This window comes from Brevundimonas sp. AC546 (assembly GCF_979258305.1).
Genome location: NZ_OZ409849.1, coordinates 1,283,369 through 1,309,804 on the forward strand (window position 1 = coordinate 1,283,369; position 26,436 = coordinate 1,309,804).

Below are 26,436 nucleotides of genomic sequence, written 5' to 3' on the forward strand. Positions count from 1 at the left end.
GTGAAGCCACTATCGTTCGAGCGCCATCGCTTTCCAGCGGCGGTGATCCGGCAGGCCGTGCGGCTCTACTTTCGCTTCAGCCTCAGCCTTCGCGATGTCGAAGAGCTGATGGCCGCGCGCGGGATCGACGTCAGCCATAAGACCATCCGCTGCTGGACCATCAAGTTCGGGCCGCAGATCGCACGACGGCTGAAGAAGCTTCGCCCGTCTCCAGGCGGGCACCTCGACGAGGTCGTTTGCTCCATCGGCGGAAAGCGCATGTTTCTATGGCGCGCCGTGGATGATGAAGGCGAGGTGTTGGACGTCGTCGTTCAGAGACGGCGAGACACCGAAGCGGCCTTGAAGCTGCTCCGGCGCCTGCTGCGAAACCAGCCCATTGAGCCGAAGAAGATCGTGACGGATGGGCTCGCGTCTTACCAAGCGGCCTTGGGCCAGCTGGGCCTGCGGCGCCGACATTTTCCCAGCCGGCTTCGAGAAAACAATCGAGCGGAAACTCCCACCTCCCGATCCGCCGACGAGAGCGGCAGCAGCAGCTTTTCAAATCCCAGGTTTCAGCCCAGCGCTTCCTCACCACCCACGTCGCGATTTATAACACCTTCTACGCCCAACGACATCTCATCAGCCGTATGAACCTCCGTCGCTTTCGGCGGGGGCTGGTGAGGCCTGGGCAGTGGCTACCGCCTGAGATCATGTGCGGCTGACCAAGTTATGTCCTGCGGCCGTTAACCTGACAGTACTGCCTTCATGCTGTCGCTGGCCGCAATCGGCTATCTGGTCGGCCGCTTCTTCGCCACCGTCCTGCTGCTGAAGATCAAGCCACGCGCCCTGCTGACCGCCTACGGCGTCATCAATGTGGTCCTGACCCTAGTCGTCGCCGCAGGATCGACATCGTTTCGCCGGTTGCCGTGATCGCCGTCTTCTTCTTCATGTCGACCATGTTTGCGACCATCTTCGCCCTGGGGACGACCGGTTTGGGCGCCGGAACCAAGAAGGCGTCCTCGCTAATGGTCATGGCTATCGGCGGCGGGGTGCTGCTGCCCTGGCCGATGGGCAAGATCGCCGACACCTACGGCGCCAACATCGCCTTCCTTCTGCCCGCCGTCTATTTCGCCGTCGTCGCCTGGTACGGCTGGAAGGGCGCCGGTCTGGGACTGAATCGAAAGAGCGAATGACACACCCTGATCCAAGCAGTTCGTCCTGACAGGCCTGGGATCTGAGCAAAAGTAACCGGTGCGCCGGCCCGACATCCTCGTAGTCCGACATTGACGCCGTCGCGAACGCCGTCGAGAAGAAGGGCGTCTGATGAAGGGCTAGGCGACCGGTGGCCAGAACTCCAAGGCGAATGACGCAGACCGTCACCATGCAGGATGTCGCCCGGCGCGCCCGCCTCTCGACCATGACGGTGTCCAACCTGCTATCTGGTCGAAAGCCTGTCGGTGAAGAAGCGCGCGCCGCCATCGAGAACGCGATCAGCGCCCTGGGGTATGTTCCCAATCTCGCCGCTCGCAGCCTGGCCAGCGGCATGCCACTGCGGATCGGCCTGCACCTTCCGGACTTCGACCACGGCTATCTGAGCAGCATGGTCCTGGGTGTAATCGACGCCACGTCCCGCCTGGGGGCGCAACTCATCGTCGAAAAATGGAGACCGTCGGACCCGTGCGGCGGGCGCGACGCCCTGCAGCGGCTAAAAAGCAGCGGGGCTCAGGCCGTGCTGATGGCGCCGCCCTTTGGCGAAACCCTGACCGAGGCCGACATCGCCGCGCTGGCGCCGCTGAAGCTGATGACGCTCTCCTCGGGACGACCCCAACTTCATATTCCCAGCGTTCGCATCGACGACAGGCAGGCGGCCTTCGACATGACGCGTCACCTGCTGGATCTCGGACATCGCCGCATCGCTCACATTCAAGGTCCGCCGTCCCATTCCAGCAGCGCATCCCGTCGGGCCGGCTTCGAGGAGGCCCTGTCTCACGCTGGACTGGCCGCCGATCCCGACCTGATCTTCCAAGGCGACTTCACCTTCGATGGCGGCTTGATCGCCATGACCGCCCTGCTGGGCTCGGGCGGCAAACCCACGGCTGTCTTCGCCGCCAACGACGACATGGCTGCAGCGGCCGTCGCCGTCGCCCAGGCGGGTGGCCTGCGCGTCCCCGACGACGTTTCCATCGCCGGCTTCGACGACAGCCCTCTGGCGTTGCGGGTTCAGCCGAAGCTGACCACCCTGTTTCAGCCCGTCTCGCAGATGGCCGACGAGGCGATCGCGACCCTGGTCGGCGCCCTGATCACATCGGCCCGAGCATCCGCTGCGCCTCCCGTCATCCTGCAGGATCGGGTGACGCCTCATACGCTGATCGCACGCGGCTCGACCGGCCCCGCTCCTTCCGCCGTCTATTCGGTCTCTGCGCCCAGGCCGTAACCGCGCGGATACAGAGGCGCCGCGCTGTCGTCCGGCGACGCCGAGTCCTGTGCCTCGACGGTCGCCATGTTGGACGGCAGTTCGAACGGCAGACGACCCTCGGCCTTCGCCTGCCCAGTGACGACGTCCAGCACAGCCGCATCGCTGGCACCGAAGGTGGCGATCAGCATGTCGACCTTGTCGCGAATGTCGGTCAGCACCGCCGGACGATCCAGATTGACCGCGACCACGCTGCGACGCGCCGCACGCGCCTTGACCACAGCCTGATATGCGGCGTCGTCTTCACGGAAATCCAGACGTCCCTCATTCTGGCGGGAGCCGAAGAAATGGTTCGGATGCAGACGTTCGAACGGCGCGTCGATACGAAGAACCGCCAGATCAGCCTGGGCCGGATCCTCGACCAAGGTCCAGCCACGCCGCGCCGCCTCGGCCGAGTCGATGCCATACAGCCAGACGGTGCGAACCGCGCGCTTGTCGCCAGGCCGATCCTCCAGGATCACTTGGGCTCGCCTCTGCGCCGCGTCGGCCAGAGACTGGGACGAGGCGTCGCCCACGACCTGACCTGCGACTGTTGGATCGACGTAAGGATTGTCAAACAGGCCCAGTTCGAACTTCAGGCGCAAGATGCGCCGCACTGACTGATCCAGCCGTTCAGCCGGAATTTCACTGGCCCGGATCGCTGCCAGAAGCTGGCCCGGGCTGTTCACTCCGCCGAACTGGTCGACGCCCGCCATGGTCGCCTTGGCGAACCGCTGCGGCTGGCTCAACGCCTCCACGCCCCAGGGCATGCCGATGGCCTGGGGCTCCTGCGGACGCTCGGCGGTTGGAGCAAAACAGGTTTCGGGGCAATCGTTGGTGATGGCCCAATCGGACAGGACAATTCCCTCGAACCGCTTTTCCGTTCGAAGCAAGCCGTTCAGCAGTTGCGCGTTGAACCCCGCCCCCACGGTCTCAAGCGGCGCACCGCGATAGGTCACGCCCTCCAGCAGCGGATAGGTTGGCATGACGCCGGCGGCGTGAGCAGCGAAGGCTCCGTCGAAGGCGGCGACGTGCTGGGCGAAACTGTCGTCGTTCAGCCGCGCGACACGACCGTACTGGTTATGACCGTCGAAGCCTTCAGGCTGAGCGCCGTAACCTACCCAGTGTTTGACGACCGTGGCTACGCCGTCCGACCTGACGCCGTCCGGCCCGCCCTGGAACCCATCGACATAGGCCTGGACCATCCGCGAGACCAAGGCGGGATCCGAACCGAAGGTCGCCGTCACGCGCGACCATCGCGGTTCCGTGGCCAAATCGGCTTGGGGCGACAGCGCCATGTGAATGCCGACCGCGCGGTACTCGCGGCGCGCCGTATCGCCGAACCGGCGCACCAATTCGGGATCGTCGATCGCGGCGAGACCCAGCGTTTCCGGCCACAGCGAAAAACCGCCGCCTGCAGTGCTGGCGCCCAACACGGCCTGGAAGTGATTGCGTGGATCGGTCGAGATGGTGACCGGAATCCCCAACCGCGCGTCCTCAGCCAGCTTCTGGATGGCGTTGTTCTGCTCGGCCAGTTGGGCGGGCGGCACGACCAGACGGGTGATGAAGCTGTTGAGATGACCTTTTGCGATCATCTCGCCCACGGCCTCCAGATCGTAGGCCTCGCCGCCATGCCCCAGAGAGTCGCCCGCCGGCAGGCTGCCGTGCATCATGGCCCCGGCCTTTTCCTCGACCGTCATCTGCCCCACCAGATCCTCGACACGGGCGTCGACCGGTTGGCGAGCGTCCTCGTAAACGTCAAGCTGGCCGTTGTGATTCAAGTCGCGCCAGGTCGGATTCGCCGCGGCGGCCGTCGGCGCGGCCAATACGGCGGTCAGGAACAGACAGATCGGAGCTCTCATGGGGTTTCCCTTTCTCGATCCCGTACTTCACGGATTGAGTTTAGCGCTATACCAATCGACAGGACGGCGCCAAGCCTCCATGCCGCACACTGGATGACGGAGACCGACGTGACCCATTTTCCTTCGATGATAGCAGGCGGTCTGTCCGTCTTGTCCTTGCTCATGCCACAGGCCGTCATGGCCCGCGAAACGACTGCCACACCAAGGGTCGCCGTCGAATCAGGCGTCCTGAGCGGCATCGCCCACAGCGGTGTCGACGCCTTCAAGGGCGTGCCTTTCGCCGCCCCGCCGGTCGGCCCCTTGCGCTGGCGTGCGCCTCAGGCCGTCGAGACGTGGACCGGCGTGCGCGAGGCGAATGCCTATGGCCATGATTGCATGCAGACGCCCTTCCCCAGCGACGCCGCGCCATTGGGGACGCCCCCGGCCGAGGACTGTCTGTATCTGAACGTGTGGAAACCTGCGGGGGCGACCACAGGCCTGCCGGTCATGGTCTGGATCTACGGCGGCGGTTTCGTCAACGGCGGCGCCTCTCCCCCACCTATTCCGGCGCCGAACTGGCCAAGGACGGCGTTATCGTGGTCAGTTTCAACTATCGGGTCGGCCGTTTCGGAACCTTCGCCCATCCGGCCCTGACCCGCGCAAACCCAGACGCCGGCCTCTTGGCCAACTACGGATTTCTGGACCAGATCGCCGCCCTGAACTGGGTCCGGCGCAACATCGCGGCTTTCGGCGGAAATCCGAACGACGTGACCGTCATCGGCGAAAGCGCTGGCGGCATGTCGGTCCACACCCTGTTGACCTCTTCCCTGTCCCAGGGCCTGTTCCAAAAGGCTGTCATTCAGTCGGGCGGAGCCGGCGGCATGGGACCGGCCACAGTGGCGACGGCGGAGGCGACTGGCTTGGCCTTCGCCGCCCGCCACGACATCGCCGCCGACGATCCCGACGCCATGGAGAAGCTGCGCGTTCTCTCCGCCGAACAGGTGACGGACGGGCTGAACATGATGGCCCTCTTCGCGCCCGCCGAAGGCCTGCGCACCTTTAGCAGTCCCGTCGTCGACGGCCGGATCGCCGTCGATCCTGTCCGAGCCTATGAGACCGGTCGCTTTCCCCGCATCCCGATCATGATCGGCGCCACCAGCGACGACATTGGCGGTCCGAGCGGTTTCATGATCGCCGGAGCTCGCCAGATGACGGACCGGATCAGCGCCCAGGGGGCACCCGTCCACTACTACCGCTTCTCTTATGTGGCCGACAGCGACCGCACGCCCGAAACGCGCGGTGCCGCGCACGCGACCGAGGTCCCGTTCTTCTTCCGCACTGTCGAAGCCAAGTATGGCGACCGGACCACGGCCCGGGATCGGTCGGCCAGCGCCGTCGCGGGCGGCTATCTGCTGAACTTCGTCAAGACCGGCGATCCGAACGGTCAAGGCCTGCCGCAATGGCCGACCGCGACCGCGATGCATCGGGCCATGATGGATCTGGACGCTGACGGCGGTGCGAGGCTGATGGTCGAACCCTAGTCTCACGGCCAGACCGACGGGTCTGATTTCGGCTCAATAGGTGGTGCGTCCGCCGGACGTGTCGAACGTCGAGGCGGTGGTGAAGCTGCATTCTTCCGAGGCCATGAAACAGACCATGGCGGCGCTTTCGTCGACCTCGCCCAGGCGACCCATCGGGATCTTGGAGCGCATGTAGTGACCTGGCTTTGGGGCAGTTGCTCCAGGATCGGGCTTTCGAAGGTGGCGGGGGTCAGGCTGTTGGCGATGACGCCCTTGCCGTCCAGTTCCTTGCCCAGCGACTTGGTGAAGCCGATCACCCCCGCCTTGGACGCCGAATAGGCGCTGGCGCTGGGATTGCCTTCCTTGCCGGCGACCGAGGCGACATTGACGATCCGGCCGTAGCCTTGCCCAGCCCCGAGGCGCCGCCCGTGACGAGGGCGGTGCGGCCTGCGAAACGTCCGGCGTAGCTCATGGGGCCACCGTGAAGCCGGTCTTCAGTTCAGCGCGGGAATCTCCCCACCCAGACATCGAATGTCGCGGGATCGAGGACCATTCCCGCTCAGCCGCACTCCAGTAGCGCAGTTCGTTCGAAGTCAGAGTGAAACGAACCTGCCGGCTCTCGCCCGGGGTGCTGGCCGCCTTGGAGAAGAAGCAGGCCAAGTTGGTGGACATGCTGCTGGAAGGCAAGTTGGCCGAGACCGACACGGTGCGTCAGAAGCAGATGCAAATGGAGACCGAGCAAGACCGTTTGCGTACGCTTGTCCGACTACGGACCGCCAAGATGCGCGAGGAACTGAAGCCAATTGGCTTGGAAGACGCTGAACGACTGTCATCACGACTGCGCCAGAATCTCCTTTCGGCACCACCTCAGATCAGCCGGCGATATGTCCGTGCGCTTGTCACGCGTGTGGATGTCGGGCCTGGGGAAATCAATATTCAGGGCTCGACCCACGTCGTTGCATCCGCAGCAACAAATCCTGATTCAGACTTTGCCGGAGTTCACAGTTCTGAACGCGGGTGGCGGACAGAGAGGAAGTCGTTTCTTCTCGTGAATTCAACATCTTGCTTCGTCTAACGGGGTGTAAGGCGTATATTGAAATCCCTAGGGATTTTTCTCGTTTGGCTAACCCCTCGGGACGCCTCCCGGTCACGAAAAACCCCGCCAGCGTTGCAGCGCTCGACGGGGTTCGAATGGGCTTGGCACAACACTCAAGGCCGAAGGCATTCTACCCCCTGCCCTGCCCGGCCGCAACGTCGGAGGCGCGCCGATGACCCGCCGCCTCGATCCGGAAAACTTCGTCGCCGAAAAACTGGCCTGGCATCAGCGCATCGCCAGCGATCCCAAGATCAGCCTCCAGGCCAAGGCCGTCGCCGGCTTCATCCTCCACGACCTGAACCCCTGCGAAGGCGGCGCCTGGCGCGGCCAAGAGAGCATGGCCACCAGCCTGGGCGTCAGCCCCCGCCAACTGCGACGCCTGCTCGAAGAGCTTCAGACCGCCGACTATCTGGAGGTCGAGGTCCGCCGGGGACGCGGCCGCACCAACATCTGCCGCGCAACCGTTCCCGACGAAGCGGCCGAGGCGCCGCAAAACCGGACATCCGCGACCGATCAAACCCGCGAAAAGCGGACGCAGGCGACCGCTCAAACGCCAGAAAAGCGGACATCATCTACACGAAAACCGGTCACCGGTGACCGACAATACCTTTATGAACCCATTAAAAGATTTCGCGCCGCCGAAAGCCGACGACCGGACAGCGGCGCTGCGACGCTGGCGCGGGTCATCCCGTTCGCTCAAGCTGAAATCCGCCAGACGGTCGTGCAAATCGCCGGGGAAGGTGCGGCGGTGAGCTACCTAGATCGCGCCAGATGGGAGCCCGACGAACGGCGCATCCTCTGCACTAGCCCCATTGCCTTCACCCGACTGACGGATCTCGTGGGCGAGCCGCTGGCGGCGAGAGGCGTATCCATCGCGCTGCAGCCCTGTGGCGCCCGGCAACTCGCGGCCTGATCAAGACGCAGGCGGCGAATACACCCGACATTCACCGCACACTTTGCGTGGATTAGATCTTGCCCTTGCGGCGAATAGCCTCCACATTCACCGCAGAAAGCGCGGCAAATATGACCTACATCCACGAACTGGCCGATTGGCCCAACCTGACTTGGGACGACAGCGCCCTCGCGCAACCGCTCGCCGCCGTCCGCCATCGCCAGGGCCGGCTGATCGGACGGATGGAGGCCTTGGGCTTTCCGCTGCGCGAGGAAGCCGTCCTTCGCACCCTGACCGAGGACGTGCTGAAGTCCAGCGAGATCGAGGGTGAAGTCCTGGACCGAGACCAGGTCCGCTCCTCCATCGCCCGCCGCCTGGGCATGGACGTCGTCGGCCTGGTCCCGGCTGATCGCAACGTCGAGGGCGTCGTCGAAATGATGCTCGACGCAACTCAGAACTACCCCCAGCAGCTCACGTCCGACCGCCTGTTCGCTTGGCACGCCGCCCTTTTCCCGACGGGCCGAAGCGGCATGAGCCGGATCACCGTCGGGGCTTGGCGCCAACCAGACGGCGACCCGATGCAGGTCGTCTCAGGCCCGGTCGGCCGCGAACGCATCCATTACGAAGCCCCGGCTGCCGGCCGACTAAACGCCGAAATGGCCGCCTTCCTGCATTGGTTCGAAGCCGCCTCACCTGATCCGGTGCTGAAAGCCGGCGTCGCCCACCTTTGGTTCGTCACCAACCACCCCTTCGACGACGGCAACGGCCGCATCGCCCGCGCCATCGCCGACCTCGCCCTGGCCCGCGCCGAGGGCACGCCGCAGCGCTTCTACAGCATGTCCGCCCAGATCCGCGCCGAGCGGAAAGCCTACTACGAGATGCTGGAGGTTACGCAGAAGGGCGGCTTGAACATCACCGCCTGGCTGCTGTGGTTTATCGCCTGTCTCGACCGCGCCTTCGACGGCGCCGAGACCATCCTGGCCAGCGTCATACGTAAGGCGCGCTTCTGGGACGCCCTGGCCGACCAGCCGCTTAACGAACGCCAGAAAAAGGTGCTCAATCGCCTGCTCGACGGCTTCGAAGGCAAGCTGACCAACGCCAAATGGGCGGCACTGGCGAAGACGTCGCCGGACACGGCGCTGCGCGACATGAGCGATTTGGTACAGCGGGGAGTGCTGATGAGAGATGGAGCCGGCGGGCGAAGCACGAGCTACTCGCTTGCTAGCGGGGAGAGAACGAACGTTGAGAAGACGACAGCTTCTAATGATTCAGCAGAGAAAGCACGAGGCGACGGCTAGACGCGTGGCCAGTTCAACGATGTCTCGGGTAGCCACGGTAGGACGCCTACCAAGGCGCCAACGGGGGACATCGGGATTGAGACGGACACCAGACGCCAAATTGCCATTGAAGGGAATGTCCGCGTTCGGCCGATCGCGGTGTCTCTTCGGAGCCCGCCGCTTCACCGGCACTTCCGGGACTTCGCAATGCTCAAGGCCTAGGGAAATAGCGGCGAGAAATGGTCTGGTTTCGCACTAGCGATCGCTCGATCTCCAGTCCCGAGTAATTGAGCTGCTCAACTCCACGGCGGCTGCACACGCCGTCGAGCTTGTCATACAGCGTGGCGTCAATCGGCGCAGACGTCATGACGCCAAACCCTCCGACTCCGTAGTGGTCGATCAGGTCGCCAATGTCCTGAAGCTTTGTCGCCGATAGAGAGGCGGACGAGGTGACCAGTTTGCACTGGAAAATCCATTTCCGCGGCGAAGCGCCGTAGCGGACGGTCTCGTACACCTCGATATCACGACCTCCATCGCGCGAGCGTGATTTTCCGTGCTTGCGTATGGTTTCCGAATTGAATCTAGGGTGAGCGAAGATCAGGTCGTAGCAAAGTTCTTCAAAACGCTCATCATCAAGCGCGGCCCAGTCGTATTTCGGATGGAAGGAAAGGCCGATGTTGCCGGCCAGCGCCTCACTGGTGAGGCCCAGCTGATGGTGGACATGCTTGATCCGGTCCATGGAAACCGGGCGCGTATCGTACATCAGGTACCTGAACTCCCCATCGCCAACAATGACGAGTGTACTGTCCGGATCGACAAGACACTCCATCCGGCCGGAGACGGGTTCGGCATCTGATCGTTCGGAGGTCGGGCCGAACGCATCGAGCCACGGGGAGTGGCTGAACGCCGCCTTCGACCAGTCAAACAGGACCGGGTATTCGTCTTCATCGAATTCCCGGGTCAGGCTCACGCAGGCGCGAGAGCGGAAGTATTGCGCCATCGGAAAGAAAGCGAACACACCCTCGCCGGTCACATAGGAGGCGTTGTCTATGGTCAGAACGCTGGCCCTGATGAAGTTTGACATCCGGTACTGCTGCCGGGTCGCCTGAAAAAATACGTCGGGTTCGATGTCACGGGGAAGAATCCAGCTGTCGGGCGAGGCGTAGCAGGTGGTCGCGAAGCGGCTGCTGAAAGCGCTCTTCCAGAAGCCGGTCCTTCGCTCCGGAAACTGGCTGACAAGCGTATCGTACAGGTCAGGCGCATCGGCGAGAATCTCCCACAACGCACCCCCGATCAGGTTTGCCATATACCAGTCGATAACCTCAGGAACCCGAGCGTGGTAGATGCCACTCTCAAGCTGTCCCCGGTAGGCCAGTACCGTTTCGTAGGCATCCTGAAACCGGCGCTGTCCCGCTTCATCGTCATCATCGACGGCAGTGTAGACAACAGAACAACGGCCTAAGGTCTCGGCGAGCTTTCCATTCGCGCCGGCAATCGTGAGTTTGATCCGGGTTTTGTGCGTGCCTACCGGATAGTCGTGTTCGGCAGCGACACTGTCGCCGCACGCCGCAAGCTGCTCACAGCACCATGAGGCCATGCCGAGATCATCGACGATATCCCGCGGCGAGTTAGTGACGCCAATACTGTCCAGAGGTATGAAGATGATTGTCTCATGTCTAGTCGGGATGCGTAAGACCGCAGCCTGCTCCGGGGATATAGCAGAGAGATCGAATATCGCGTCCGTAGACGTCTGCCCTGCACCGCCGGAATCTTCTGGCATTGGATCTCCAAGCTTCATGCGCGGCGGCCGGCGGCCGGGCACTCAGCGACGCGGCTGAAAGCCCGACCGCAGAGGAGCGCCTGCATCAGTCCCGCCGCGGCCGGGCACCTGTTAGGGCCCTCAAGCAGAGAGAAGATCGGCTTTGGGTGATGGTTCAAATGACTACATCGAGCATTTGCTGGCGGCCCCGAACCAGCGTGAGGAAACCGGCAAGATCCATAAGTAGCGGTTGCTGGGCGGGCCGATACGTTGTGTGGACGGCCCTTGGAACGACGAGTTGCAGACCCTTCGCCCCCATCTCCTCAGTCTGGTTGACCGAGATCCCTGGCTCCAAGGTCAAAAGATGTTTGTTCGGAAGCCGGACCGCCTCCGACAGAACCTGTCGCCAGCGGTCTTTCACGGTTGATTTCGCGCCAAGCATGGTCAGGGCCTCAACGGGGAAATTCGGGTCACGATAGGCGGCCTCGCCGGGAAATAGGAAGTCGGGCTTGTTTCGGTTTTCGGTCTCTGCCCCTTGCTGGAATCGCACCTCGTTGGCTGAAAAGATCGCCGACAAATGGTGCTCGAGGGCGTATCCAACTCGCGACTTGCGCCGGTTCTGGACGCTGAGCGAAAAGGCTAGGAAGCCGTCGACATCCTCGCCATCGGATGACCGGAACCCGTTCGCGATCCGGTCAGCCACGATGCGCCGTTCAAGGCGCCGGAACAGCAGTTCCTCACGTTCCATCCAGGCCATCAGGGTCCTGTCGGGTTCGTCCCGGGGCGACAGATCCGGAAGCGACTGACGCGCCAGGTCGGAAAAGACCGCCGTCTTAGGAAAGGCCATACCATATGGCTCGAGCAGTGCGTCGAGGCGATCGGACTCTGGTTCCTCGGCCTCGATTCCCAGTTCATCCAGAATAAAGCGGGCGGAAAAGTCGATTTCGCTATCGGTGTCCGGACCGAAATTGCGTGGCTCAAACTCAAGCTGAGGCTGCGGGTTAAGACCGAACAGCCAGAGCAACTGGCTTTCGCCGGTGCTGTTTTCCGGCGTGACGATGAACATCAGCTGGCCGTCGGGTCTGAGCGCGATGAACAGGGTGTCACCCGGGCGCATCAGCTCGGTAATGGGATTATCCTGATAGTAGAGGCGCCATTCCGCACGGCGGGTGGCCACGTTCCGGCGGGCGTCGTACCACGAAAGCTGGCCCTCCTCCGTCAGCGCCTCGCCCTCGCCGCCAAGCCAGATATAGGTGCTGGGAAAGCGGCAGTCGGAGCCGCCGCGTGGAAATTTGCGGTCCTGATCGCCAAGGATGCGCAGAAGCGGCTCCGAGCCCGTAACTTCGTGCTGGTTAGAGCTGGCGGAACTGGCGTCAACCGCCGCCAGCCTCTTAGCGGCGACCCCTTGGAAATAGGCGGACAGGCTTCCGTGCCTCACGCTCAGCTTCCCCGAATCTCCAACGGCCCTGCGCCGTCGCGCAACCAAGATACACAATCACTCACAACTGTCTCGAGCGGAAGGCGCTCTCGCCCCTTCAGCGCACATTCCCACACTGTGGCCTGTCGCCAACCGAGCGTCGCGAGGGCCGCCTCGTTGCGGACATCGACCTCCCGGTTGCGGGCGATCTTAACGCGCCAGAACTCCGGCCGGCTGGAGGGCCACTTGAACAGATGGCAATCATGCCCGTGCCAGAAACAGCCGTGCGCCTGGATGACCGCCCGCCGAACCGGGAAGACGATGTCCGGTTTTCCAGGCAGGGATCGGTCGTGAAGACGATAGCGAAAGCCTCGAGCGTGCAGCGCCTTGCGAAGTACAAGTTCGGGTTTGGTGTCCTTGCTCCGGATGCCCGACATCATCCGGCTGCGCACTGCAGCCGTGACGATATCAGCCAAAGGCCAGCTCCGGCTCGCGATCAGGACGCGTCACCGTTGCCACGGGCTGCCTTTCGTCTGCGGGGCCGCGAGCGATCGCCTCTTCTAGATACGGGCGCATGGCGGCGGCAAGGAACTCGACAACCGGCACGACGACCGAGTTTCCGAACTGCCTATAGGATTGGGTGTCGGAGCCCGACAGTTTGAAATGTCGCTCGCCACGTTCAAAACCCATCAACCGGGCGCATTCAAGAGGCGTCAGGCGTCTCGGCCGCTCTCCGTTCTGGTCGATCAGGATCTCCGACCCGTCCTTGTAGTAGCGGGCTGACAAGGTCCGGGCGACGTCATTAGGTCCGAACAGGCTGTAACCGAAGCCGTTGCCGGCAGCGGCGTGCTTGGCCCGATAAGCCTTAAGATACTCCCACAGGCGCGGCGTCAGCGTGTATTTGGGGTCGACCTCTTCATGCGGCTGGAGAATCGAGCCCAGCTTCGGGCCGTCCTTCTTATCGGGAAGTTTCAGGGCGTCGAGATCGAAGTCATTCTTCTCGCGGAAGCCGACGATGAAGATTCGTTCCCGCTTCTGCGGCACCCAAGGCTCTGAGCTTATCACTCGCGCAGTGACGTGATAGCCCAGCTCATTGCGAAGCACGTGCATGATTGTTCGGAAGGTGTTGCCGCCGTCGTGTCGCTCCAGATTCTTGACGTTCTCAAGAACGAACGCCGCTGGCCGATGGTGGGCGATGATTTGGGCGGTATCGAAGAATAGCGTCCCTTGGGTGTCGCACAGAAAGCCGTGCGGACGCCCGAGGGCGTTCTTTTTCGACACACCGGCGATGGAAAAGGGCTGGCAGGGGAAGCCGGCCAGCAACAGGTCATGTTCCGGAATCCGCGCCGGATCGGCCGCGTACTCACGAATGTCCCCGGCAAGCTCATGGTTGTCGCGGAAGTTCAGATTATATGTCTTCTGGGCATTCAAATCCCATTCGGACGTAAACGCACAATGGCCGCCAATACTCTCAAAGCCTAAGCGCAGCCCCCCGATTCCGGCGAACAGGTCAATAAACCGGAATGCGGAAGGAACATTTCCCGAAGACTGCGACTGTTCCGCAGCCTGACTGAGAACCTGAAGGGCCAGAGCATTGGGCACGCTCGTTCCATTGTCATAGCGATAAGCGGTGTGGTCTGAAACCTTCAAAAGATCGCGCGCTTCCTCCCGACTCAGACCGGCCCGCATTCTCAGCGTCCGGAATTCGTTATGCCTGTCGCGCGGCTTCTGCATTGATTCGCCCTGACCCTGTGTCGATTTTCGTCAGGATGGCAGAAAGATTCCCGCCGCACAATCACCTGTTCTCTTTTTGTTCTTCCTTAGATCCAAGATTCGCGCGAACCGGGTTCGTCAAGTTCAAGAGGGTGTCGATCTAAGGCACGACAGATTCGGTCGTAACCCGCCTTTGGCCGGTGTTCGCGTCTACGAATGGAAGCCGCGATATCGGAGTGTTTACTCGCTTCCCCCGTCACGCTGGCGGCCTCGCCGACCATATCCGGCCAGCTTGGTTCAGGCCGTTGTAGCCACCGAGCACGGGGGGCGCGCCTTTTCCTGTTAGGCGCGCTCGTGATGCTGGTCGCTGAAGCGGGTCCGGGCAGATCTGTTCGAGGCTTCTGCCGACGTCCGGACTGACCGGACATGGCCTGACCTTTCAAGAAGAGCACGAAGATGGAAAAGAGCCGCCTCCAGCGCGGGATCGCCGGGGCTGCAGGCTGAGCCAGCGCATTGCCAAGTTCTCAAGCCGGTGCGGTCGTGACCAAGGCTGCCTTTTCGGCAGCCCTGAGGCGCGCATGGACCAGACGATGGCAATTCGCGCAGAGGCACTCCAAATCCTCAAGCTTCGTCACATGACCTTCCGCCATCGACGCTACAACCACTTCCCGGTGATGCGCTTCGATACAAGCATCGGCGAGGGGATCGTTGAACGCGACAGCGGGTTCCAGCAGGCACTGCTCGCAAAACAGTCTGCCGTCGTTCGCCGCCATGAACGCACTCTTTTTCGCCCTTGAAAGGCCCCGCGCCCGTTCTCGCCGCATGTGGCTTCCCAGCTTAGGCGCTCCTTCCGCCCAAGCGTCCTCTTCCGAAGCGGCGGGGTTCGAAGCCGGCGTCGAGCCGTTCTTTGCCACTATGACGAATCCGGCCTCTTCGAGCGCCGCGAAGCAGACGGTTCCGAGCCCGCCTGAGAAATGTCGCGGAAGGACCTCGAGGCCCAGAGCGAGCGACGCGGCGCGCCCGAAAACGGCTTTCGGGGGAAGTCGGACACCGTCGTCCAGCAGCACATCGTAGTCGATCGAGGGGTAATAGGGCGACCAGCTTGTGAGTGTCCGGAGCGCCTCGATAGCCGTCCAGATGTGGTGAGGCCTCACCGCCGCAAGCTGGATATCCGGAATCCGGTTCAGACTCCGGGCGTCCGTGGATGTGGGCGCCAGATCGAGCGCCAGCAGGAGCTCCCGGGTATTCGCAGAGGTCCGGAGCCTGATCAGCTTGTTATTGTTTCCGCCGGGACTGTCATCCGTTCGTCCGACCCGTCGCATGCGCTGGCTGAGCAACCGAAACTGCTCGTCTGGGCTAGCCCCTATATCCTTCGGCGACAGGATACGGCGGTCTTCTAGAGGAAGTATTTGTACCCGCCCGCTATCGACAAAACCCTCCGTGACGGCGATCTGCGCGGCCCTGAGCTGGGTTAGCAGCGCGCGAAGCCCGGGCGAATAATCCACGTTCCTGGCTGCCGCAGAGCCGGTGCGACCACTCCGGCTGTAGAGCCGGATATCGGTTCCCTCGATCTCGATCCGGGCGTCCAACGCCACGCCGTTGCTGACGATCTTATAAGCCAACCTGCCCTCACCAACCCTGAGACGACAGTATCGCTCCCCCGGTCATTCGGCGCAAACCGCCAAGCCGGTCTGTGCCATGGGCATCCCTCACACCGGGCAGCGATTTGAGACTTCGACGCCCGGCGGTCGCGGGAGAAGTACAATCGCGGGGACTACCCGGGCAACTGAACGATACCCGGCCGGCTCTGATAGTCACCAGCCGCTGTGATCATCTGCATCAGCAGTTGTTCTCTGATGCGGAAGGACGGGGTCATGCGATTGGCTACATCCCGCACCAGGGTCAGGGGGAACCGGGCATTGACGGCGATCCTCACGCTTCCGGCAGTACCGGGCACACTCAGCACCGGCGACATCCACTCTGAAGCTGGGACGTCCTCCCTTTGCTGGATGATCTCCTCGGGTACGATGGCACCGACATAATAGGGCACCGGACCGTCCCGCCCCTGGGCGTGGTCACACGTCGCTCCAGCCCGAACCACTACCAAGGTGACGTCAGCTTGGGAACCAACCGGAACCTTTAGGACCTTGGTGAGAAAACTTTCTTTGGAAATGCCAAGCCGTGAAAGATAGGTCGCGGCTATCCAGTTGGGGGCGCTGACGACGCCCCAGTCGCTGCTTCGCATCTGCGGCTCTGACCCCGCTTCGGCGAGATGCAGCATCCGGTTCATGGTACCCTGATCAGCGAGGGGCATGTCAGGCAGTTTGCTCCTCGAAACCCTGGTCAACGCCTTCTTCCAAAGTGTGCCGTTGCCGACAGCGTGGCTGAGCCGGTCCGAGAGGATCGGACCGAGGACGGCGTTGACAGCAGCACGGGGGTCGATGACGGCATTGGGCTTCCCGACGGCCGCGCGGGCCAGTCGGCTGAGGACGACGTCCAAGGCCGGACCGAAATCGACGTGTTTTCGTTTGTTGAGGGGGACTTGGCCGACGAGCGCCCGAAGAGTTTCAGACGCTGCGACGACAACCTCGCCCTCCCAAGTCAAGAGCGCGGCGATCTGGGGACTGTCTTCCAGCTTTTTCAGGATCGCATCCTTCAGCTCCTCGGCTTTTTCGGCAGTCAACTTGTCGCCGACAAGATAGTCGGTCTTGGACAATCCCATAGTCGCAACGGGGCGAGCCCAAGGCGTCTCCGGGCTGAGATTGTCATCAATATATTTGATGAGATTGGGAGCCTCTTTCGCGTTCTCAGTCCAGAGCACGAGAACAAACGGGCCGCCGGCCTCGGTGATATGATCCTCAAGTAGGCCGACAATCGTCGCAAAATGCTGGCTGTGGTCATTGGAGACCGGACCCGCGTTCAGGTTCAAGTCCATGAACAGGGCGCGGACTCCCCGGAGCTGTTCGCCCTCGAAATCTTCCTCAGGACGATAGAGGATGGGGCTGCAGGTCGTCCCCAGGGACCGGAATGTGGTCACGATCGCCTGAAGATGTTCGGGCTTGTCATCGACAACAACAAATCGCGGTGGCGTGAACATCTAGCCCTCCGCCCGGAATGCGAGCGCCACGACTGCGCCGTCGTAACCTTCGGGGATGTCCGCCTCGTCGGCAGATGGGAAAAGCAATCGACCCTCGTTGAGCTCCATGACCAGATTGGCGTAATAAAGTCCCAAGCCCATTCCCGTCGGGCGCCGCGTGAAGAAGGGTTGCTTGAGCCGTTCCGGTTCGTCATTGAACCCGGGACCATTATCCGCGACTACGATTGCAGGTCCGCCGGATAGCTCGTGAATCCCGACGTAAATCCGGCGCTGACCGTGATCCTCGGGATGCCGTATCTCATTCCAGTGGATCGCGTTGTCGATGAGGTTGTTGAGGGCGCCCAGCGTCAGGCCGAACGCGAACGTCGCGGGCTGGGGAACGGAGTCCTCGAGCGGGGGGCATTGAAGCTTGATCGCGTGAGCCCGAAACCTGACCCGATTAACATCCCGCGCCCGTTTGAGGAGTTGCTTGAGATCGTGGCTCTTCCGGTCGCCGCGTCTGAGCATGTCGGAAGCTCCGTCTAGGAGACGGACGAGCTCATGAGCCTCCAGCTGCAGTCTCTCCGCGTTCCCGTTTCGCGATATGGCTTCCGCCAGGACGCGGACGCCGCGTTCGATCTCGTGAAAGACGAGAGCCAAGCTTAGCTGCGACAAACCGGCCCGCAGAAGCGTATCCCGCATCTCGCCATAATCGCTCTCGATCCTGTTGACGAGAGGCCCCAACTCGCCCGTCAGTTTCCTTTTCTCGATCTCGCTGCGCAACCGGTCGAGAGGGGCAGCGATCCGCCGCTCCTCCTGTGTGATGGCCTTGCCAGTCACCGCCCGAATACGTTCCTTGTCCTCGGCCCGTTCAATCTGCAGCGGAGCGAGAGCCGCCACGACGGCTTGTTGCAGTCTCGAATACTGAAGGCTCTCGACAAACCCTTCCCGGTTCGTCTTCTCGACCAGCCCCCCGCTAAACTCAAGCTCGAGGTCGATCGCGCCCACCACAAGGTTCCGGCTGAGGCTCTGGACAGGCGAGTTCACCCGTCTCAGGTCAAGCCCCAGCCAGTCGTCCCCCGGTTCCCCGTAGTTGTAGACGCGGATCCCGTCGCGGTAGACGCGGACCCCTCCGTTCTGGTCAAGAAAGTTCTCGATGAACTGACTCTCACCGAGGCGCGCCAAAATCTCGGTGGAGCGGTCGAATGCATAGAACTCGCCGCGAATCGGGCCGATGCCGTCGAAAAAGCCTGCATCTGCGACCCGCACCGGCACCCGGCGGCGGCGGCTGAAGAGATCATCCTCGCCGTCTTCCCGGCCACCCGGAACCTCGAGTCTTTCGCCCGTTTGTGTTTCCTGGCGAGTTTCAAGTCGCAAGCCCGGAACACCCCTGAACTCATAGTCCCAGCTAAAAATCCCGTTTTCGATCTCAAACGTGTATCGCCACGGCGCACGGTCCAGAAGACGCTGCAGATCCGGTATAGTGGAGATCCAGTCTGGATGGGTGGGTACTTCAAGCGTCACCCGAAAATCGTCCGAGCGACTTTTAAACGGCGACGCAATGGATGTGATCTGGCGATAAAGGCGTCGCACTTCACCCCGGGTCCAGTTCTCGCGAAGCCGGGTGATCGTAATACGGGTGCCCGTTTCCTGATCGAGAAACACTTCTGGCGGGCGGGTCCGGACCTCAACCGCCGCATCAGACAGGAACTCCGCTTTTGAAAGTTGCTCCCAGTCGATCTGGACGACGCATTCGGGCTGTCCGCTGGCTTTCGTCACGAGCTCGATGCGGTCGCCCAGCTTGTGAACCGCAAACCGGCCAAGACCCTTCTCGCCCAGCGGCAGCCTGCCGCCGGTAGTCCGTTGTAGCTTCCGTCGGGCGACGCCGCGGTGGTTGTGACCCGGCACAAGCCAGATGTTGCGGATCGTGTTTGGCGACATACCCTCGCCATTGTCGGTCACAACAATGTTCGCATCCTTCTCGAGAATGCGGTTCAGACTGACGGATACGTCCGTGGCGTCCGCGTCATAGGCGTTCTTGACCAGTTCGAAGACGGCCAGCCGGGCGCTTCCGATCAACTCGTCTCCAAGAAGCTGGAGCAGTCTTGCCCGAGGCCGGAAAGCCAAGCTTTCTGTCGTGTCGTTCACTCGCCCCCCAGTCGCCTAGACGGTCCACCGCCTCCGGTTGCCGCCACTAGCCAATATGCCCTCATATCGTACGCGTGTTCTAAACCAAAACGCCAGCGTGAGCTCAGCGTCCGTCAGACCGATAGAATCTTTGCTGGCGATGGACTATGTTAGCGAGCGAGTAGTTCCGAGCACTAGGCTCGCGACTACTTAGAACGCATGGGTACATGAACTAAGCCTCCGGATGAGTTCAGATTGATTGTTAAAGAGCTTCCGCCGCCCCCGTACGGCCGACATTTAGGTCGTCTTCATTGCGGGTCCGTAGGTTAGGGAGCTATTGCCAGAGCGCCGCTATGTAGCGAGCTCAGGTCGATCTGCCGATTGCCGGCCGTTCGGACCGCCGACTTGAATCAGAATCGGACCTCCAAGCATTCATGGAGCCGACGGTCCCGACCCCCTGTAAGCCGCCAAAGGCTTCGTTCGCATGTCTCTTCGCCGCTGAAGTCCCGGCGGAGAAGGTCCCTCAGCGAATGGGTCATTGACGCCACCTCCATGCCAGCCTGCGCCGGCATGGACGTCGGATCGGTCGTTCCCGCGTGGAGCGGCTGATGCGCCGCGCCGGGCCGCGAGGGCTGGGCGCTAATCGATCTGATAGGGATACATACATCTCGTTGAGAAGCGCCGGGCATGTATGCCGCCGAAGGCCGGAGTTGAAAATCTAGCAGAATCGATAACGTTGTTACCTAACGGGAGCGCTCTTGAGGGGGGCCAATGCCGGTGGATCGGATCTGTGATGTCCTGATGGATCGACGCCTAGCCAAGAGGTTGATGGACCTCGTCCACGACCTCTATCTCGCCGGCGCGCTTCCCAATGATTGGGAGGTCGAATTTGCCAAAAACATCCCGAGTTGGCCTCGTCGTACGCCAACGGTCGCGCAAACTGCAAAACTGCTGGAGATCAGTCAGGAGCGTCGCAAGCGAACGGACGGACTCACGATGAGCGTTTCCGAAGGACTTCAGGCTCTCAAGGGTTGTGACTTAGAGGATTGGGAGATGAATGCTCTGGCTGAACTCTTCGATGTTTGGATGGGCTACTTACAGCTTCGTGAATACAACCGCTTGAGCGGCATGCTCCGAAGCCACGGCATTGATTTTCCGCCCGTCATCGAGGTGAACTACCGGTTAGGTCGACACGAACTCGCGGATATCGCGCGACAGCTTCGTGTACGAAAGCAGGATGAGCGAAAAGCGAGAAAGGCTGCGAGGATTCCGCAGCCGCGACATCAAACTTCCGGGGCTAAAAAGGGCTGCGGCAACGACATGGCACAGGTCCATGCAGCGATCTTGATGCTGCAAAGGGCGATGGGATCAGCAGACCTGAAGCCAACGTAGTTGGCTCGACAGAACGCAGCTCAGCCCCGCCTAGCTAGCGCCAAGTTCTAGCCTAGTCCTTCTGGCGATTTGACATCGGGAGACACCGGTGGCGCGATCTCGCACTTCGACCAAGCTTTCAGCAGCTCATCATGCTCCGCCTTCACCACCTGACGCGCCTCGTCGCGGGTCAGCTTATGCTTGCGCATAAGGGTATCGTAGTCGGTTTGTTCGTGCCGGACGTAGGTGGACATCACGATGCCCACGGCCTGTCCAAGGCTAACCGGCGGGCTCCAGAGCCGGTCGGCGATCTCGCTGCCAAAGCGCTGACGCAGTTCGGGCGGGAGCCCAGGATGTTTGTTGTCGAGGTGGGACAGCACCCGTTCGAGTGTGTACTTGGCCGCCTTCTTCGCGCGGCGTGATTTAGCCATTTGGGTCCCTAAAGGCTGAGCTCTGGGCCGCTTCGACCCCGTGAGTGATCGCGCTCACTCTCGATCTGGATCAACCGGTCATCACCTCGCAGTTCAGCGAGAGGCGGGGTCGCCCTTCGGACCAGCTCCGGCGCCGGATGTTTCCGCTCTTCCTCGTGCGCGACGCTTCTGCGCGCCTTCTCCAAGTCAGGGTCTGCGAACGTCACCTGGAAGATGGGGTCAAGCGACATTTCGAGGACCGTCGCGCGGAAGGCGTCACTGCCGTCCACAACAAGCGGCTGGCCGGGAAAGCGATCTGACGCCAGCGCCAAGGCTAGAAACGCGGCGTCCCGCGACAGGGTGTCGGTCCGCACGTCGGCGGCTCGATCCGTGACGCGGCCGCCGTCGCGGGTCTGATAGACCACATCGCCGTTCCGCATGACCGTCGGCATGCGCGGCTGATACAGGACGTCCTGCACGACTCTGAGATCCTGGGCGGTGATGATGTCGCCGAAAGAACCAGCCCGGCGAACCGTGCGCGAGCGAAGAGCCGACAGCGCCGCCTCATCTCCACGCGATGCTTGCTCTTGGAGAAACCCCTGCCAGGTCGGAAGCGGATGCGCGGCCTTCACCGCCGCCCTGTCCTCGGCCAGGAGCCGGTCTCGCTCGGCATAGGCCGACTTTCTGGACGCTTCGACGCGACTGAGGGCTTCGCGGCGCAGCGGCCCTCGCAAGTCGTGTCTTATGCGAATGACCGCCTTCTCCTTGCGATAATGCTCGCGGAGACGTTGGGCGTAGTCGCCGTGCCGCGTATTGACCTCTGCCATTGCGGCGGCTCGCCCTCGTTCGGCCGCCGTGCGGGCCGCCCGATAGTCGGCGTGCAGACGGCGGGCCTGGGCGCTGCGCCGGACGGCGCCGTCATAGGTCTGTTGCGGTCGCCCATAGTCGTAGAACTGCGCCTTATAGGAGCCCAGACGGTCGGTCAGCGCCTTGGCGGATAGGCTCCGGTCGATGCTGCTGGCCTTCACCCAGGTTTTTGTGCCCGGCACGCCGGCGACCAGCCCTGCCCCCTTTGGCCGAAGCTCCAAGCCGTATCGGGCGAAGACCTCATGAACGACCTCCCAAGACGAGGCCGTAGCGGCGACCGTCAGAATGTCATCGCGCGCATGGGTCGCGATCCAGCCCGAAAGCGATTGGCGCCCGGAATGCGCCTCCATCGTCTTGGCCCGTTCCGGCGTCCGCGTCGGCTCAGCCTCTTGGCCAAGAGCGTGGATCTGATCACTGACCAGTCCGTGATTATCCTGAAGGAGATCATGGCGCAGCTCCAGCTCGCGACACGCCGCCATCAGCTTGGGATAGTCGTGATGGGGGGCGACATTCCTCAGGGTCTTCGGATGCACCTTGTTGATCGCCACATGGACGTGAAGATTGTCCGTGTCGTCGTGGACGGCGGAGATCCGTTGGTGCTCCGAAAAGCCGATGGCCGCGACGAGGTGATCCTCGATGTCGCGGAGCTGCTCCAGGGTTGGCCGTTCGCCTTCGGGAAAGCTGATGACCAGGTGATAGGACTTGTCCGACTGCGACCGCGTATTCCGGGCCTGCACCAGTTCAATCTCGGTGATGGCCATCTCGAGATCGTCGTCGGCGCAGTTGGTAACCCGCGCGGCGACCACCCGATGCCCGCCACCGACGCGATCAACGACATAGCCAGCGAGCCGGTCAAACGCCTGTTCGTCGGTGGGATGTTTGATGTCGAGGATGTAGCAGCCGAGGCGCGCATAGGCGCCGGCTCCCGCTTTGCGGGCGATGTGATGCGCGATCAAAGAGCGCGCACCTTTTGACGGATTTCCTCCGATGTCGCGGCGATCTGCTCGGCGAGGGCCGCGACCTCCTGAGCGCTCGCGCCCTCGCCCGGGCGTTGATCGAGCCACAGCTTCAAAAGGTTACCCAGGCGGTTCAGATCGCCCCTAGTGCGGATAATCTCCTCGACCCGCTCTCCGTCCAATCGGGACTTGAGTTCGGCCCCCTTTGTGAGCCGGCGGACCACCTCCGCCATCGACATCCCGGCCGATGCGGCGGTGGCCTTGATGTGCGCGTGTTCCTCTTCGCTCAGCACGACATGAAGTGCGCGCTCCCGAGCGGCCCTCATACCGCCGCCCTCCAAAACCCCGCGCCAGCGGAGCGTCGAGCCGCAGGCAAGTAAGCCGCATTCCGGGGGAGGGAGCACCGCGAACTGATATCGGAATGCATATCCTGCCATCTAACGCCAGGCAAAGGATGGAAAGGCATGGAAACCGCCTCAAACGACGGGGCTTTGAGCCATGCAGGGCGAGGAGCGGATCCAAGTCTTTCCATAGATTTCCATCTCTTTCCATGTGTCCGGCTGAGGCAGATCCGTCCAAAGTCAGGCATCTGCGGGACCCGCACATGATGGTTGATCTTTCGATCTGCGCAAGCTACGAATGATGCATGGCATTGCTTTCCCAACTTGTCGGCGTCTTGGCGGAGGTTACCGGCGATCCGGAACCCGGAATGGTCGTCCTCGCTCGCTCGCTTAGGGAAGCCGGTTACATCACGACCGGAGGGCGCGGCCGTAGCGCGGCCCACATGACCGAGCGCGATGCCGCCGCCATGCTGCTTGCTGTGGCCTCGGGAGGTGACAACACTCGCGCCGCCGATACCCTTCGGCATGTCGGGAACTTGCGCCTCCTCGAAGGATCGGAGGGCCGTACGTACGACGGCGTTCACGAGAAATTCCCACTCAGTCAACGACCGGTTGGGATCGGCCTGGAGCCCGGCGCGACGATGCTGGAATGCTTGACGCTCCTTTTGGAGCAGTACGCCAATGGCGAATGCTCGCCTGCGGACACGGTAGGGGGCGGGGACCGAAGGCCGTCTGAAATCTCATTCATTGTTCGCCACGACCGCTTCGGTTGGTCGGGCGATATCAACGTCTACGTCCGGAGCGGCGAGGACGTGTATCTGCGCTTTACGCAAGACGGATTGCCGCAGCCCGCCCCTATTTTGGAACGCCTGAAATCGGTCGGCCCGTTCGACAACGCCACAAGGGCCAAGGTTACGTCAATACGACTGGCGGCCATCGCCGCTCACCTCGCCATGAACTGCGTGCGCGGCATCGATCACCCCTTTATCCGCCGTCATGACGCATTGCTCAGACGCATTGAGGCAGGCCAGTCCGATGGCCCTGCACCAGCGGCAACACCTGGCCAAGGAGCTTGACGATGGCTCGCAACCGACCAGACCTACCCGTGAGCCTGGCCCCGCGCGGACTTTGCCGCATCTGGGCCAGCCAATACATCGGGATCAGCGTCTCCAAGTTCGATCAGCTAGTAGACGACGGTCGAATGCCATCTGCAAAGCGGATCGATGGCCGTAAGATTTGGGATCGTGATGCGATCGATCGCGCTTTTTCGGCACTGCCTGACGATGGACCGGACCCGTTCGATAATCCCTGGGACGCCGTGGCGTGAAGACAAAGCCGAAGTTCGTTTCTGGGTATCGTGACCGTCACGGCATACTTCGCTGGCGGTTCAGGCGCACCGGCTCACCACAAAGCCAGACACGGGCGATCTTCGGTACGGAAGACTGGTGGGCTTGGTACGCAGCGGCTTGTGAATCGCAACCGAAGGCGATCGGACAAGACCGCACAAAGCCAGGATCGATCCACGCACTGGCCGTCGCGTATTATAGCTCCGCAAGATTCCTCCAACTGAAACCGCGTACGAAACGCACATATAAAGGCGTTCTGGACCGGTACCGCGACGTGCACGGCGACAAGCCATTCAACCGACTTGAGGCCCGCCATATCCGCCAACAGATGGATGAACTCGCGCGAGAAATGATAGAGCAGGGGAACACGGTGACCCCCGCGAACACCATGCTGAAAGTCCTCCGGTCTGTGATGCGGTTCGCCGTGGATCGTGGCCTCATCGCTGTGGACCCGACCATGGGCGTGCGTATGCTCAAGCACCAGACAAACGGCTTTCACACCTGGACGGATGAGGAAATCGCAAAGTTCGAGGCGCGATGGCCCGTGGGGTCTAACCAGCGATTGGGCTTCGATCTTTTGCTCTACACCGCGCAGCGGTCCGGTGACGTGCGACAGATGACCATTCACCAGGTCGCAGGCGACAGGGTCATCGTGAAACAGGACAAGACCGGGCAACCGGTCGATATTCCGCAGCATCCCCGTCTCCAGACGTCCCTCGCAGCGACCAAGCTAGGGCACCTAGTCATTCTGACCACGCAGCATGGAAAGCCCTATTCCGAGAAGGGCTTCGGCAACTGGATCAAAAAGGCAGCTGTGGCCGCTGGCCTGCCGCACTGCTCGGCTCACGGATTACGAAAGGCGGCGGCCCGTCGCTTGGCGGAAGCAGGCTGCTCCCCTCATGAAATCATGGCGATCACCGGCCACCAAAGCCTCAAGGAAGTCGAGCGCTACACGCGCGACGCAAACCGTCGCGGACTTGCCGATGGTGCCATGACGCGCATCGCCTAAGGCACGAAGCCAGAACAAATCTGTCTAACTTCCGTCAAGCGGTTAGACAAACCGGAAGGTAAAACCATGACATATATAGATATTTTTGGCGGGGTGGCGGACAGAGAGGGATTCGAACCCTCGGTAGGCTTTCACCTACACACGCTTTCCAAGCGTGCGCGATCGACCACTCCGCCACCTGTCCGTTTCACGCCACGTCTTGCGCGCCGCCGGAGGTCGATCCGGCGGGAGGCGGGCCTGATAGAACACCCTCGCCCCCTCGGCAAGCGCCTCTCGCATCCCCATATGGACTTCAACGCCATTTTCCGATGAGGGAGCCGCAGATGCTGTTCAAGAAAAGCCCCGAAATGCCCACCGCCGACACCGCCCTGCCCGGCCGCGCCGAGCCCCTGGCCACCGACGCCAACCACTATGTCAGCGGCAATCCGCTGAAGGGCCCCTATCCCGAGGGGTTCCAGACCGCCATCTTCGGTATGGGCTGTTTCTGGGGCGTGGAGCGCATCTTCTGGCAACTGCCGGGCGTGTGGGTGACCTCGGCCGGCTATGCTGGCGGGATCACGCCGAACCCGACCTATGAAGAGACCTGCACCGGCCGCACCGGTCATACCGAGGTGGTCAAGGTGGTGTTCGACCCAAATGTGATCAGATATGCCGAACTGCTCAAGGCCTTCTGGGAAAACCACGATCCGACGCAGGGCATGCGTCAGGGCAATGATGTCGGCACCACCTATCGCTCGGCCATCTACACCCTGAACGCCGAGCAGCAGGCCGAAGCCGAGGCCTCGCGCGACGCCTATCAAGGCGCCCTCACGGCCTCGGGTCGCGGAACGATCACCACCGAGATTGAACCTGCGGGCGAGTATTTCTACGCCGAGGGCTATCACCAAGGCTATCTGGCCAAGAACCCGGCCGGATACTGCGGCATCGGTGGGACCGGCGTGGTCTGCCCGATCGGCGTCGGCGTCGCGGCCTGACCTGAAACGGCCG

24 protein-coding genes, 1 tRNA gene and 2 pseudogenes are annotated in these 26,436 nt (G+C 62.2%); 14 read left to right on the forward strand and 13 right to left on the reverse strand.

All coding sequences use genetic code 11. The features are described 5' to 3' along the window. The 4 genes and pseudogenes from ACZZZD_RS06330 (at position 1) to ACZZZD_RS06345 (ending at position 2,413) form a co-directional block, all read left to right on the forward strand. Positions 1-701, forward strand: a pseudogene (locus ACZZZD_RS06330) (IS6 family transposase). A 43-nt stretch (positions 702-744) separates the two neighbouring features. Then, positions 745-909, forward strand: a complete 165-nt coding sequence (locus ACZZZD_RS06335) for a hypothetical protein (protein WP_463433658.1) — start codon at positions 745-747, stop codon at positions 907-909. Beyond that, a complete protein-coding gene (locus ACZZZD_RS06340) occupies positions 906-1,172 on the forward strand; it encodes a hypothetical protein (protein WP_463433660.1) in 267 nt (88 codons plus the stop codon). The genes ACZZZD_RS06335 and ACZZZD_RS06340 overlap by 4 nt, the downstream gene beginning before the upstream one ends. 170 nt (positions 1,173-1,342) lie before the next feature. Next, positions 1,343-2,413 carry a LacI family DNA-binding transcriptional regulator gene (locus ACZZZD_RS06345; protein WP_463433662.1) on the forward strand — a complete coding sequence of 357 codons (1,071 nt, stop codon included), beginning with the start codon at positions 1,343-1,345 and terminating at the stop codon, positions 2,411-2,413. Here ACZZZD_RS06345 and ACZZZD_RS06350 read toward each other — a convergent pair. Continuing rightward, complete coding sequence (locus tag ACZZZD_RS06350) at positions 2,386-4,293, reverse strand: glycoside hydrolase family 3 protein (RefSeq protein WP_463433664.1); 1,908 nt, start codon at positions 4,291-4,293, stop codon at positions 2,386-2,388. The genes ACZZZD_RS06345 and ACZZZD_RS06350 overlap by 28 nt on opposite strands. A gap of 177 nt (positions 4,294-4,470) precedes the next feature. On the opposite strand from ACZZZD_RS06350, the gene ACZZZD_RS06355 reads away from it, so the two are divergent. Then, positions 4,471-4,926, forward strand: a complete 456-nt coding sequence (locus ACZZZD_RS06355) for a carboxylesterase family protein (protein ID WP_463433666.1) — start codon at positions 4,471-4,473, stop codon at positions 4,924-4,926. Continuing rightward, on the forward strand, positions 4,869-5,813 hold the full coding sequence (locus ACZZZD_RS06360) for a carboxylesterase family protein (RefSeq protein ID WP_463433668.1): 945 nt from the start codon (positions 4,869-4,871) through the stop codon (positions 5,811-5,813). Before ACZZZD_RS06355 ends, ACZZZD_RS06360 begins: the two co-directional genes overlap by 58 nt. A 33-nt stretch (positions 5,814-5,846) precedes the next feature. On the opposite strand, the pseudogene ACZZZD_RS06365 reads toward ACZZZD_RS06360, so the two are convergent. After that, positions 5,847-6,196: pseudogene (locus tag ACZZZD_RS06365) on the reverse strand (SDR family oxidoreductase); the annotation flags it as partial. Between the two features lie 194 nt (positions 6,197-6,390). Here ACZZZD_RS06365 and ACZZZD_RS06370 point away from each other — a divergent pair. The 3 genes from ACZZZD_RS06370 to ACZZZD_RS06380 all read left to right on the forward strand — a co-directional run bounded on the left by ACZZZD_RS06370 (position 6,391) and on the right by ACZZZD_RS06380 (position 9,078). Beyond that, complete coding sequence (locus tag ACZZZD_RS06370) at positions 6,391-6,867, forward strand: hypothetical protein (protein WP_463433670.1); 477 nt, start codon at positions 6,391-6,393, stop codon at positions 6,865-6,867. Positions 6,868-7,060: 193 nt separating this feature from the next. Beyond that, positions 7,061-7,801, forward strand: coding sequence for a hypothetical protein (locus ACZZZD_RS06375; protein WP_463433672.1), 741 nt, complete (start codon positions 7,061-7,063; stop codon positions 7,799-7,801). A gap of 110 nt (positions 7,802-7,911) precedes the next feature. Continuing rightward, positions 7,912-9,078 (forward strand): Fic family protein, encoded by a 1,167-nt coding sequence (locus ACZZZD_RS06380; protein WP_463433674.1) that lies wholly within the window; start codon positions 7,912-7,914, stop codon positions 9,076-9,078. Positions 9,079-9,268: 190 nt separating this feature from the next. Here the strand turns inward: ACZZZD_RS06380 and ACZZZD_RS06385 are convergent, their stop codons facing one another. From ACZZZD_RS06385 to ACZZZD_RS06415, 7 genes are all read right to left on the reverse strand, one after another. Further along, positions 9,269-10,837, reverse strand: a complete 1,569-nt coding sequence (locus tag ACZZZD_RS06385; protein ID WP_463433676.1) for a hypothetical protein — start codon at positions 10,835-10,837, stop codon at positions 9,269-9,271. Between the two features lie 154 nt (positions 10,838-10,991). Next, positions 10,992-12,254 carry a type II restriction endonuclease gene (locus ACZZZD_RS06390; protein ID WP_428156295.1) on the reverse strand — a complete coding sequence of 421 codons (1,263 nt, stop codon included), beginning with the start codon at positions 12,252-12,254 and terminating at the stop codon, positions 10,992-10,994. A 2-nt stretch (positions 12,255-12,256) separates the two neighbouring features. Then, positions 12,257-12,709 carry a very short patch repair endonuclease gene (locus ACZZZD_RS06395; RefSeq protein WP_428156296.1) on the reverse strand — a complete coding sequence of 151 codons (453 nt, stop codon included), beginning with the start codon at positions 12,707-12,709 and terminating at the stop codon, positions 12,257-12,259. Beyond that, on the reverse strand, positions 12,702-13,967 hold the full coding sequence (gene dcm / locus ACZZZD_RS06400) for a DNA (cytosine-5-)-methyltransferase (RefSeq protein WP_463433681.1): 1,266 nt from the start codon (positions 13,965-13,967) through the stop codon (positions 12,702-12,704). The genes ACZZZD_RS06395 and dcm overlap by 8 nt, the downstream gene beginning before the upstream one ends. A gap of 503 nt (positions 13,968-14,470) precedes the next feature. Further along, positions 14,471-15,568, reverse strand: a complete 1,098-nt coding sequence (locus ACZZZD_RS06405; RefSeq protein WP_463433683.1) for a hypothetical protein — start codon at positions 15,566-15,568, stop codon at positions 14,471-14,473. Positions 15,569-15,720: 152 nt separating this feature from the next. After that, on the reverse strand, positions 15,721-17,043 hold the full coding sequence (locus ACZZZD_RS06410; protein ID WP_428156299.1) for a hypothetical protein: 1,323 nt from the start codon (positions 17,041-17,043) through the stop codon (positions 15,721-15,723). Next, entirely contained in the window at positions 17,044-19,170 is a 2,127-nt protein-coding gene (locus ACZZZD_RS06415) for a sensor histidine kinase (protein ID WP_463433685.1), read from the reverse strand. Positions 19,171-19,977: 807 nt separating this feature from the next. Between ACZZZD_RS06415 and ACZZZD_RS06420 the strand changes: the two genes are divergently transcribed. Next, the gene (locus ACZZZD_RS06420) at positions 19,978-20,541 is read left to right on the forward strand and encodes a hypothetical protein (RefSeq protein WP_463433687.1); all 564 of its coding nucleotides are present in this window, start codon (positions 19,978-19,980) and stop codon (positions 20,539-20,541) included. 47 nt (positions 20,542-20,588) lie between these two features. Here the strand turns inward: ACZZZD_RS06420 and ACZZZD_RS06425 are convergent, their stop codons facing one another. The 3 genes from ACZZZD_RS06425 to ACZZZD_RS06435 are packed head-to-tail and all read right to left on the reverse strand — an operon-like array spanning position 20,589 to position 23,079. Further along, positions 20,589-20,951 carry a DUF2293 domain-containing protein gene (locus tag ACZZZD_RS06425; protein ID WP_463433689.1) on the reverse strand — a complete coding sequence of 121 codons (363 nt, stop codon included), beginning with the start codon at positions 20,949-20,951 and terminating at the stop codon, positions 20,589-20,591. 8 nt (positions 20,952-20,959) lie between these two features. Next, positions 20,960-22,753 carry a TraI/MobA(P) family conjugative relaxase gene (gene traI / locus ACZZZD_RS06430; protein ID WP_463433691.1) on the reverse strand — a complete coding sequence of 598 codons (1,794 nt, stop codon included), beginning with the start codon at positions 22,751-22,753 and terminating at the stop codon, positions 20,960-20,962. After that, positions 22,750-23,079: a plasmid mobilization protein gene (locus ACZZZD_RS06435; protein ID WP_463433693.1), complete on the reverse strand. Its 330-nt coding sequence runs from the start codon at positions 23,077-23,079 to the stop codon at positions 22,750-22,752. The genes traI and ACZZZD_RS06435 overlap by 4 nt, the downstream gene beginning before the upstream one ends. A 320-nt stretch (positions 23,080-23,399) precedes the next feature. On the opposite strand from ACZZZD_RS06435, the gene ACZZZD_RS06440 reads away from it, so the two are divergent. Genes ACZZZD_RS06440 through ACZZZD_RS06450 form a run of 3 tightly spaced genes read left to right on the forward strand, consistent with a single transcriptional unit; the run spans position 23,400 to position 25,449 of the window. After that, positions 23,400-24,170 (forward strand): hypothetical protein, encoded by a 771-nt coding sequence (locus tag ACZZZD_RS06440; RefSeq protein WP_463433695.1) that lies wholly within the window; start codon positions 23,400-23,402, stop codon positions 24,168-24,170. A gap of 29 nt (positions 24,171-24,199) precedes the next feature. Continuing rightward, positions 24,200-24,421 carry a MerR family transcriptional regulator gene (locus tag ACZZZD_RS06445; protein WP_463433697.1) on the forward strand — a complete coding sequence of 74 codons (222 nt, stop codon included), beginning with the start codon at positions 24,200-24,202 and terminating at the stop codon, positions 24,419-24,421. Further along, positions 24,418-25,449: a tyrosine-type recombinase/integrase gene (locus ACZZZD_RS06450; RefSeq protein ID WP_463433699.1), complete on the forward strand. Its 1,032-nt coding sequence runs from the start codon at positions 24,418-24,420 to the stop codon at positions 25,447-25,449. The genes ACZZZD_RS06445 and ACZZZD_RS06450 overlap by 4 nt, the downstream gene beginning before the upstream one ends. A 94-nt stretch (positions 25,450-25,543) precedes the next feature. On the opposite strand, the gene ACZZZD_RS06455 is transcribed toward ACZZZD_RS06450, so the two are convergent. Then, positions 25,544-25,633: transfer RNA gene (locus ACZZZD_RS06455), tRNA-Ser, on the reverse strand. A gap of 139 nt (positions 25,634-25,772) precedes the next feature. On the opposite strand from ACZZZD_RS06455, the gene msrA reads away from it, so the two are divergent. Then, positions 25,773-26,423 (forward strand): peptide-methionine (S)-S-oxide reductase MsrA, encoded by a 651-nt coding sequence (gene msrA / locus ACZZZD_RS06460; protein WP_463433701.1) that lies wholly within the window; start codon positions 25,773-25,775, stop codon positions 26,421-26,423. Positions 26,424-26,436 lie beyond the last annotated feature (13 nt).

What these genes read in the sequence shown, in the direction of transcription:
- ACZZZD_RS06385 (WP_463433676.1), bottom strand. Translation starts at nt 10,837, where the DNA reads ATGCCAGAAGATTCCGGCGGTGCAGGGCAGACGTCTACGGACGCGATA.
- ACZZZD_RS06375 (WP_463433672.1), top strand. Translation starts at nt 7,061, where the DNA reads ATGACCCGCCGCCTCGATCCGGAAAACTTCGTCGCCGAAAAACTGGCC.
- msrA (WP_463433701.1), top strand. Translation starts at nt 25,773, where the DNA reads ATGCTGTTCAAGAAAAGCCCCGAAATGCCCACCGCCGACACCGCCCTG.
- ACZZZD_RS06425 (WP_463433689.1), bottom strand. Translation starts at nt 20,951, where the DNA reads ATGGCTAAATCACGCCGCGCGAAGAAGGCGGCCAAGTACACACTCGAA.
- ACZZZD_RS06355 (WP_463433666.1), top strand. Translation starts at nt 4,471, where the DNA reads ATGGCCCGCGAAACGACTGCCACACCAAGGGTCGCCGTCGAATCAGGC.
- ACZZZD_RS06410 (WP_428156299.1), bottom strand. Translation starts at nt 17,043, where the DNA reads ATGTTCACGCCACCGCGATTTGTTGTTGTCGATGACAAGCCCGAACAT.
- ACZZZD_RS06440 (WP_463433695.1), top strand. Translation starts at nt 23,400, where the DNA reads ATGGCATTGCTTTCCCAACTTGTCGGCGTCTTGGCGGAGGTTACCGGC.
- ACZZZD_RS06350 (WP_463433664.1), bottom strand. Translation starts at nt 4,293, where the DNA reads ATGAGAGCTCCGATCTGTCTGTTCCTGACCGCCGTATTGGCCGCGCCG.
- ACZZZD_RS06335 (WP_463433658.1), top strand. Translation starts at nt 745, where the DNA reads ATGCTGTCGCTGGCCGCAATCGGCTATCTGGTCGGCCGCTTCTTCGCC.
- ACZZZD_RS06420 (WP_463433687.1), top strand. Translation starts at nt 19,978, where the DNA reads ATGGACCTCGTCCACGACCTCTATCTCGCCGGCGCGCTTCCCAATGAT.
- dcm (WP_463433681.1), bottom strand. Translation starts at nt 13,967, where the DNA reads ATGCAGAAGCCGCGCGACAGGCATAACGAATTCCGGACGCTGAGAATG.
- ACZZZD_RS06345 (WP_463433662.1), top strand. Translation starts at nt 1,343, where the DNA reads ATGACGCAGACCGTCACCATGCAGGATGTCGCCCGGCGCGCCCGCCTC.
- ACZZZD_RS06435 (WP_463433693.1), bottom strand. Translation starts at nt 23,079, where the DNA reads ATGAGGGCCGCTCGGGAGCGCGCACTTCATGTCGTGCTGAGCGAAGAG.
- ACZZZD_RS06380 (WP_463433674.1), top strand. Translation starts at nt 7,912, where the DNA reads ATGACCTACATCCACGAACTGGCCGATTGGCCCAACCTGACTTGGGAC.